This is a genomic window from Salipiger sp. HF18 (assembly GCF_011806505.1).
Taxonomy (GTDB): domain Bacteria; phylum Pseudomonadota; class Alphaproteobacteria; order Rhodobacterales; family Rhodobacteraceae; genus Salipiger; species Salipiger thiooxidans.
On record NZ_JAATOS010000480.1, the window covers coordinates 1 to 3,004 of the forward strand.

Here is a 3,004-nt window from a genome sequence, read left to right on the forward strand (position 1 = left end):
CGGCGCGCCCTGTTGCCGAACGGCAGCCGATCTTACTCGGCAGTCGCTTCCGAAGCGGCAGCGGCCTTGGAGGCCTTGGCTTCCGCGCGCTCGGCGGCAGCCTTGCCCGGAACGGCTTTCTTCGGGTTGTTGCGCTCTTTCTTCTCGACGACGCCGGCGGCTTCGAGGAAGCGCGACACGCGGTCGGTGGTCTGTGCGCCCTGGGCAACCCAGTGCTGGATGCGCTCGACGTCCATGTTCACGCGGCGCTCGTCATCCTTGGCGAGCAGCGGGTTGTAGGTGCCGACCTTCTCGATGAAGCGGCCGTCGCGCGGCATGCGCGAGTCGGCGACGACGATTGCGTAGTGGGGGCGTTTCTTGGAACCGCCGCGGGCGAGTCGGATCTTGAGGGCCATTGTTTGTCTCCTTTTTCGAATGGCTATGGCGGGGTCTCCGCCAGGCTTGACGGGGGTCCGGCCCGTCAGGATTGGTGTTGTTCGTGGTGCTTGATGACTTCCTGAATGACGAAATTCAGGAACTTCTTGGCGAAGGCGGGGTCGAGGTCCGCGTTCTCCGCCAGATCCTGGAGCCGCGCGATCTGCGTTTCTTCGCGCGCGGGATCGGAAGGGGGAAGGTCGTGTTGCGCCTTGAGGACGCCCACGGCCTGTGTGTGCTTGAAGCGCTCGGCCAGCGTAAAGACGAGGATCGCGTCCAGCCGGTCGATGCTCTCGCGGTGTTCCTTGAGCAGCGCGGCGGCGCGCGCCACGGGGTCATGGGTCTCAGTCAATGGCCCAGCCTTTCGGTTTGAACAGAGGATCCTGGAAATTCGCGATTTCCATGTCGATGCCATGGGCAAGCTGCGTGCCGCGCAGCTCCGCCGGCGCGGGGTGGCGGTAGACCGCGTCGCTGCCGTCGATCGAGGCGGCGTCCGCGTCTTTCCTGGCGCCCAGACGCTCGGCCAGTCGGATCGAGTCGAGGTTCTTGGGGTCGATGTAGCTGACCGCCGTTTCCCAGCCCTGATCGTCGAAGAAATGCCGGCGCACCCGGTGGGTGGCTTCGAGCGCAAAGCCCTTGCCCGCCTTCTCCGGCCAGATGATCCAGGCGATTTCGCGCTCGGGCCACTTGGCGGGAAACCAGCCACCGGCCATGCCGACGGTCTCGCCGCTGCCCTTGAGGTGGACCATCCACATGCCGAAGCCGCGGATCGCCCAGTGGCCGATCTCGGCGGCGTAGAGCATCCATGTCTCGTAGGTATTGAGCGGCCCGCCCATGAAGCGCGAGCGGTACGACGCGAAGGTCGCCTTGAAATCGGGATAGTCCTGCGGCTCGGGGGCGCGCAGAACGAGGCGGTCGGTCTCGAGCACGGGAATCGCGGTGTGGCCCATCACGCGTCCCCCCGCTTGTGGCGATAGACGAAGGTGCCGTCGCCGAGTGCCGTTTCCGCCGCGCGGTCGCGGGTGGCGCCGAGGCGCTCCATCAGGCGACAGCAGCGGCTGTTCTCGCCATTGATGTAGGACACGACGCTGTCCCACGCCAGCGTGCCGAAGGCGTAGTCTCGGGCGGCCTCGCAGGCTTCGAGCGCATAGCCCTGGCCCTCGGCTTCCTCGGTGAGGAAGACGCCGAGCTCGGCCTCGGGGTCGTCGTACTCGTAGCCCAGCAGCACGAAGCCAGCCGAGGGCGAGGTCTGCGCGTCGATGGTCCAGAGCCCGTGGCCGTGCAGCAGCCAGAGCGCGGTGTACTGGGTGAAGTCGCTCCACGCCTCGGTGCGGGAATACGGCCCGCCCATGTATTCGGCGCGGTCCGAGCACAGGATCTTGGCGTAGGCGGCGAAATCGTAGATCCGCGGCCCGCGCAGCTGCAGCCGGCGCGTGTCGATGCTGGGCACGTGCCCGCCAAGCCGGGCGGCCTGACGCGACCCGGGGCCCGGGCGATGCTGTTCGACGACCGCGATCATGCCGCCCCCCCCTGTTCGGGGTGCCGATAGACATGCAACGTCTGGCCGAAGATCTCTTCCTCGCCCTCGTGATGTGCGCCAAGCCGCAGCGCCAGCGCGCGCGACCGGTCGTTGAGCGGATCGACGAGGCTGATGAGCCGGGTCAGGCCGAAGAGGCGGGCGGCGGCGTCGCGCGCGGCCTCGGCGGCCTCGTGGGCGAGGCCCTTGCCCTCGTGGGGTGCGAAGATGCCGTAGCCGAGCTCGGCCTCGGGCCACTCGATGTGGTGCAGGATGCCGGCGTGGCCGATCAGCGCACCGCTGTCGCGCAGGGTGACGTGCCAGACGCCGTAGCCGCGCAACTGCCAGTGACCGGCGCTGCGCAGCAAAAGGCGCCAGACCTCGCCGCGATCCAGAGGGCCGCCGACGAATTTCGAGCGCTCCTCGGCATAGAAACCGCAGAGCGGGTCGAGATCCTCGAGCCGCGGACCGCGCAGGATCAGCCGGTCGGTCTCGATCACAGGCACGTCGACGCTCATTCCAGAACCTCCTCGGGCCCGGGGTGGCGATAGAGCAGGTCCTCACCCATGTGGTAGTTCTGGTAGGTGCGCTCGTAGCTGGCACCCATGCGCTCGGCGAGCGCGATGGAGCGGGTGTTGCCGGGCACGATGTTCGAGGTCAGCGTCTTGAGCCCGAGGTCCTCGTAGGCGTAGCGGCGCACGCGTTCGGCGGCCTCGCGGGCGATGCCGCGGCCTTCGTAGCCCTCGAATACCACCCAGCCGATCTCGGGCTCGGGCCAGCCCTCGGGGTTCCAGATGCCGGAAATGCCGGCGGGCTTGCCGGTGTCCTTCATCTCGATGGTGAAGTAGCCATAGCCGCGCAGGTGCCAGTGGCCGACGTTCAGCGCGAACCAGCGCCACGCGTCGCCGCGGTGGTCGTAGCCGCCGAACCCGTCGGCGCGCTCGCGGTCGAGCAGGAAGGCGATCATCGCCTCGGCATCCCCGGCGTCGGGTCCGCGGAGGATCAGGCGCTCGGTCTCGAGCTGGGGGGCGTTGGGCACGATCATGCGTAGGCCTCCGGGCTGCCGTCCGCGTC

Annotated in this window: 6 protein-coding genes; all 6 read right to left on the reverse strand. The window is 68.2% G+C overall.

The features are described from left to right. Positions 1-32: 32 nt before the first annotated feature. The 6 genes from rpsP to HC022_RS22790 all read right to left on the reverse strand — a co-directional run bounded on the left by rpsP (position 33) and on the right by HC022_RS22790 (position 2,975). Positions 33-395, reverse strand: a complete 363-nt coding sequence (rpsP, locus tag HC022_RS22765) for a 30S ribosomal protein S16 (RefSeq protein WP_008887281.1) — start codon at positions 393-395, stop codon at positions 33-35. A gap of 65 nt (positions 396-460) precedes the next feature. After that, positions 461-766 carry a chorismate mutase gene (locus HC022_RS22770; protein WP_008887147.1) on the reverse strand — a complete coding sequence of 102 codons (306 nt, stop codon included), beginning with the start codon at positions 764-766 and terminating at the stop codon, positions 461-463. Beyond that, positions 759-1,364, reverse strand: a complete 606-nt coding sequence (locus tag HC022_RS22775) for a GNAT family N-acetyltransferase (protein WP_008886587.1) — start codon at positions 1,362-1,364, stop codon at positions 759-761. The genes HC022_RS22770 and HC022_RS22775 overlap by 8 nt, the downstream gene beginning before the upstream one ends. Further along, positions 1,364-1,933: a GNAT family N-acetyltransferase gene (locus HC022_RS22780; RefSeq protein WP_167453926.1), complete on the reverse strand. Its 570-nt coding sequence runs from the start codon at positions 1,931-1,933 to the stop codon at positions 1,364-1,366. Before HC022_RS22780 ends, HC022_RS22775 begins: the two co-directional genes overlap by 1 nt. Next, entirely contained in the window at positions 1,930-2,448 is a 519-nt protein-coding gene (locus HC022_RS22785) for a GNAT family N-acetyltransferase (protein ID WP_167453927.1), read from the reverse strand. The genes HC022_RS22780 and HC022_RS22785 overlap by 4 nt, the downstream gene beginning before the upstream one ends. Further along, positions 2,445-2,975, reverse strand: a complete 531-nt coding sequence (locus HC022_RS22790; RefSeq protein ID WP_008886948.1) for a GNAT family N-acetyltransferase — start codon at positions 2,973-2,975, stop codon at positions 2,445-2,447. The genes HC022_RS22785 and HC022_RS22790 overlap by 4 nt, the downstream gene beginning before the upstream one ends. Positions 2,976-3,004: the final 29 nt, after the last annotated feature.